Source organism: Acidithiobacillus sp. TH-A36, assembly GCF_057473445.1.
The window spans coordinates 1-5,521 of sequence record NZ_JBYCKP010000298.1 but is presented as its reverse complement, the minus strand read 5'-3'; the positions used below and the strand labels follow the sequence as shown (position 1 = coordinate 5,521).

The 5,521-nt window shown below is 55.7% G+C and carries 3 protein-coding genes; 2 read left to right on the top strand and 1 reads right to left on the bottom strand.

What is annotated here, in order from left to right; genetic code table 11:
• A partial coding sequence (locus AC2VLY_RS07810; protein WP_486922057.1) for a ribonucleoside-diphosphate reductase subunit alpha occupies positions 1-2,711 on the bottom strand: 2,711 nt, incomplete at its 3' end.
• 313 nt (positions 2,712-3,024) lie between these two features.
• Between AC2VLY_RS07810 and tldD the strand changes: the two genes are divergently transcribed.
• The gene (gene tldD / locus AC2VLY_RS07805) at positions 3,025-4,470 is read left to right on the top strand and encodes a metalloprotease TldD (protein ID WP_010641669.1); all 1,446 of its coding nucleotides are present in this window, start codon (positions 3,025-3,027) and stop codon (positions 4,468-4,470) included.
• Positions 4,471-4,566: 96 nt separating this feature from the next.
• Positions 4,567-5,521: ATP-dependent metallopeptidase FtsH/Yme1/Tma family protein (locus AC2VLY_RS07800; protein ID WP_486892589.1), on the top strand; the 955-nt coding region annotated here is incomplete at its 3' end.

Sequence of the window (5,521 nt, the reverse complement as noted above, 5' to 3'; positions counted from 1 at the left end):
AGCCCGCGCTTCCAGGCCAGACGGTAGGTTTCATCAATTTTCTTGCCGGACGGCTGACCAAAATACAGGTTCAGACTCTGCGCCTGATCCAGCCATTTCTGACGACGGGCAGCGGCTTCGACCAGCCATTCCGGATCGGTTTCGAAGGCATTGGCATAAAGCGGCTTGAGGGCGGCAGGAATGCGGTCCACGGGCAAGACTGATCCGTCAAAGTATTTGAGGTCATTGACCATGACTTCGTCCCAGAGTCCCTGACGTTTGAGGTCATGCACCAGGTAGCTGTTTACCACCGTAAATTCGCCGGACAGGTTGGATTTGACGTAAAGGTTTTGATAAATAGGCTCAATCCCCTGGCTGACGCCAACAATGTTGGAAATGGTCGCCGTGGGGGCGATAGCCAGACAATTGCTGTTACGGATGCCTTTGCGAACCTTGTCCCGCAGCCCGTTCCAGTCGAGGCGAATGCTGCGGTCTACGTCAACGCCATGTTCACGGCTGGCGGCCAGCAGTTCGATGCTGTCGATGGGCAACACTCCCTGACTCCAGAGTGAACCCTGAAAGCTCGGGTAACTGCCCCGTTCCTGCGCCAGATCGGCAGAAGCCTCAATGGCGTAGTAGGAAATCACTTCCTGACTGATGTCTGCAAAGGCGACGGCCGCTGGCGAAGCATAGGGTATCCGCATTTCCAGCAGGGCATCTGAAAAGCCCATCAGACCCAGACCCACAGGACGATGGCGCATATTGCTGTTGCGCGCCTTGGCCACGGCGTAGTAGTTCATGTCGATGACATTGTCGAGCATGCGCATGGCGGTGCGGATGGTCCGGCTGAGCTTGTCGGTGTCTAGCAGTTCCAGCAGATCTTCGGGCGTGCTGTCGGTGCGCAGGGCGGATTGATCGGTGCCTGCGGTATTTTTCAGGTGCGCAATCAGGTTCACGGAGCCCAGATTACAAACGGCAATTTCCTTGTCGTTGGTGTTGAGGGTGATTTCCGTGCAGAGATTGGAACTATGTACGACACCCACGTGCTGCTGCGGGCTGCGCAAATTGCAGGGGTCCTTGAAGGTAATCCAGGGATGGCCGGTTTCAAACAGCATGGTCAGCATTTTGCGCCACAGCTGCAGGGCGGGGATTTTTTTGTACAGTTCGATTTCACCCGCATCGGCCATACGCTCGTAATGTTCGTAGCGTTCCCGGAAAGCGGAGCCGGTCAGATCATGCAGATCTGCCGTTTCATTCGGGCTGAACAGCGTCCAGGCAGTACCACTTTCCACTCGCTCCATAAACAGGTCAGGAATCCAGTTGGCGGTGTTCATGTCATGGGTGCGGCGCCGGTCATCGCCGGTGTTTTTGCGCAGTTCCAGAAATTCCTCGATGTCCATGTGCCAGGTTTCGAGGTAGGCGCAGACTGCACCCTTGCGCTTGCCGCCCTGGTTGACGGCAACAGCGGTGTCATTGACCACCTTGAGGAAGGGCACGACTCCCTGGGATTTACCATTGGTGCCCTTGATGAAAGAACCCAGAGCCCGTACGGGAGTCCAGTCATTACCCAGGCCGCCGCTGAATTTGGAGAGCAGGGCGTTTTCCTTGATGGCCTCGTAAATATCGTCCAGATCGTCGCCCACGGTGGTCAGGAAGCAGCTCGACAATTGCGGCCGCAAGGTTCCTGAGTTGAAAAGAGTGGGGGTCGAACTGACAAAATCGAAGCTGGACAGGACTTCATAGAAGGCGATGGCCTGTTCTTCACGATCCACTTCATTGACAGCCAGACCCATGGCCACTCGCATCCAGAAAGACTGGGGCAGTTCAATGTGGCGTTCGCGGACATGCAGGAAATAACGATCATAAAGAATCTGCAGGCCCAGATACTGGAAATTGAGATCGCGTTCGGGTTTGATGGCCGCCGTAATACGGTCCAGATCATATTGACCAAGGCGCGGATCAATCAGTTCGTGGGCAATGCCGGTCTGCAGGTAATCCCGGAAGTATTCAGGATAGCGTGCGGCCATTTCGGTCTGGGTGGCGGCTTCACCCAACACTTCCCAGCGTACCCGGTCCAGCAACAGGCGCGCAGAAACATAAGCATAGGCGGGGTCGCGCTCGATCATGACCCGGCTGGCCAAAATGGGAGCCTGAAACAGTTCATCTTCGCTGATGCCATCGTACAGATTTTTGCTGGTGTTGTTCATCAGGGTATCAACGGAAACAGCCTCGCCAAGGCCGCTGCAGGCTTCCTCAATGACGGCCCGCAAACGCTTCAGATCCAGCGCCCGCTGCGTACCGTCTGGATATTTCACCTGAATTTGCGGTATGTCCGCCTGCGGGGCTGAAATGCTCTGTTGACGGCGTTCGCGGGCGCGCTCTTCGCGGTAAAGCACATAGGCACGTGCGACTTCGTGTTCGCCCGCCCGCATCAAGGCCAGCTCTACCTGATCCTGAATGTCTTCGATGTGAAAGGTGCCACCACCCGGCTGGCGTCTTTGCAGCGCCTCAATGACCTGCCCGGTCAGGCGCGTGACGAGGTCGCGCACCCGGGCGCTGGCGGCACCGCCGCCACCTTCCACGGCCAGAAAGGCTTTGGTCATGGCAATATGAATTTTGCTGGCATCAAAGGTGACCATCGCATTGTTGCGGCGAATGACCTTGTAATGACTGGCTTCTGATGGATCGTATGCAGGATTGCTGACAACAGTTTGAGCGGCGGGATTGGGCATGTTGAGACTCCGAAGCTGGGCGTAAAGGGCCTGGAAAAAGCGTTTATGTCACGCAATGGGCACCCGGAAAACAATTGCCTGCCAGACGCCCCACACACCAAATATAGTCTTGCTGGTGCTGTTGTCAACTACATATTGTGGATGAAAGGGTGGATAAATGGCTTGCAAGTTGTGGATAAGATAGCCAGTGCAATCATTTTGCGAAGATTTTTTTGGGAGTTACAAAGCACGTCTAAAGAAATTAAAATTTGGACTTGTTCTAACTGGTCTCTTGGGCGCATACTGACGGTATGGACTCTCAAGGAAGGATGATATGACTGCTTCAACCCTCGATATAGCGCGTGCCACCTTGTTTACTCCCGGCGGAATCAGTGAAGGGGAGCTGGAAAAAGTGTTTGGCCGACTGTCTCATCGGGCGCTGGACGATGCCGACCTGTATTTTCAGTACAGTCGCAGCGAAGGCTTCAGCCTCGAAGAAGGAGTGGTGAAAAACGGGAGTCATTCCATTGAACAGGGGGTAGGGGTGCGCGCCATTCAGGGCGAGCGGCAGGGCTTGGCCTACTCCGATGAAATTGGCGTCGAGGCGCTGCTGACAGCGGCTGATGCAGCGCGCGCCATTGTCCATCAACCGGGTGAAAATCGGGGCCTGGTCTGGCAGCGGCGCAATGGGCTGTCCTTGTATCAGCCAACCGATCCTTTGGCTTCTATTCCCAACGAAGAAAAAATCGCCCTGCTGGAGCGGGTGGAGCAGGTGGCGCGGTCGGTAGACCCCCGCATTGTTCAGGTGATGGCCAGTCTGAGTGCCAAATTTGAGGCGGTACTGGTGGCGCGGCTGGATGGCACCATGGCGGCAGACGTCCGTCCTTTGGTGCGTCTCCATGTTTCGGCCATTGCCGAGCAGGGCGGACGGCGCGAGCAGGGGAGCGCTGGTGGTGGTGGTCGTTATGATTACCAGACCTTCCTGAAAGGCCAGATGGCCGATGATTTTGCCCGCGAAGCCGCGCGTCAGGCGCTGATTAATCTGGAAGCTGAAGCGGCGCCGGCAGGGAGTATGGATGTGGTGCTGGGGCCGGGTTGGCCGGGCATTTTACTGCATGAAGCCATTGGCCATGGCCTGGAAGGTGATTTCAATCGTAAGGGAACCAGTGCCTTCAGTGGTCGGGTCGGTGAGCGGGTTGCTGCTCCTGGGGTGACCGTGGTGGACGACGGTACCCTCGAAAATCGCCGGGGCAGCCTGAATGTCGATGACGAAGGTACGGAAACCCAGTGTACCACCCTCATTGAAGATGGCATCCTAAAGGGCTATTTGCAGGATACGCTCAACGCCCGCCTGACCGGCACCCGTTCTACCGGCAATGGTCGTCGCGAGTCCTACGCGCATCTCCCCATGCCCCGGATGACCAACACCTACATGCGTGCGGGGGATCGGGATCCTCAGGAAATTATTGCCAGTGTCCGGCGTGGTCTTTATGCGGTGAACTTTGGCGGGGGGCAGGTAGATATTACCAACGGTAAGTTTGTGTTTTCCGCTTCTGAAGCCTATCTCATTGAAAATGGTAAAATAACCCGGCCAATAAAAGGGGCGACACTGATTGGCAACGGTCCGGATGTACTGACCAGGGTTGAAATGATCGGTAATGACCTCCAGTTAGATACGGGTGTGGGTACTTGTGGCAAGGATGGCCAGAGTGTGCCGGTAGGCGTCGGTCAGCCTACTCTCAAAATACGCGATCTGACGGTGGGAGGAACACAGGGTTGAACAAAATCTTATTGTCAGTGGCTTTTCAGAGGGCTAACATCAAAGCGTCTGTCAGTCTTGAATCTGGATCAAATTCTCCCTTGCGGGGGGTAACTTATGAATAATGTCTTAAAAAACGTTTTGTTATGGGTGGCCATAGGGGTCATCCTGATGCTGGTGTTTCAGAACCTCAATACGAGTAGTTCGACGCCCGCTCAGGCTATGGACTTTTCGACGTTTGTGAATAGCATCAAGCAAGGGCAAGTAGCCGATGTGAATATTGATGCCAATCATGTAACGGGTAGTCTCAGTTCCGGGCAGAAGTTCAGCGTTTACACGCCGGCCAATGATACCCAGCTGGTGCCGCAGTTGCTTGCTGCAGGCGTAAAAATCAATGTGAAACCCCCGGCAGGGCAGTCTATTTTGCTGTCCATCCTGATTTCCTGGTTCCCCATGCTGCTGCTGATTGGTGTCTGGATTTTCTTCATGCGCCAGATGGGTGGCGGTGGTGCGGGTGGTCGAGGCGCCATGACATTCGGGCGCAGCAAGGCCCGGATGCTGACTGAAGAAAACAACAAGGTCACCTTCGCTGATGTGGCGGGCGTTGAAGAGGCCAAGGAAGAGCTGGCGGAAATTGTCGACTTCCTGCGCGATCCCCAAAAATTCCAGCGTCTCGGTGGTCGGATTCCCAAGGGCGTGCTGTTGATGGGTTCACCGGGTGCCGGTAAAACCTTGTTGGCACGCGCCATTGCCGGTGAAGCCCGGGTACCGTTCTTCTCCATTTCCGGCTCGGATTTTGTGGAAATGTTTGTGGGCGTCGGCGCCTCGCGGGTTCGCGACATGTTCGAGCAGGCGAAAAAGCATGCACCCTGCATCATTTTCATTGACGAAATTGATGCGGTTGGACGCCAGCGTGGCGCGGGTCTTGGCGGCGGTAATGATGAGCGCGAACAGACTCTCAACCAGTTGCTGGTGGAGATGGATGGTTTTGAAGGTACGGAAGGGATTATTGTGGTGGCTGCCACCAACCGTCCGGATGTGCTGGATCCTGCCCTGTTGCGTCCTGGGCGTT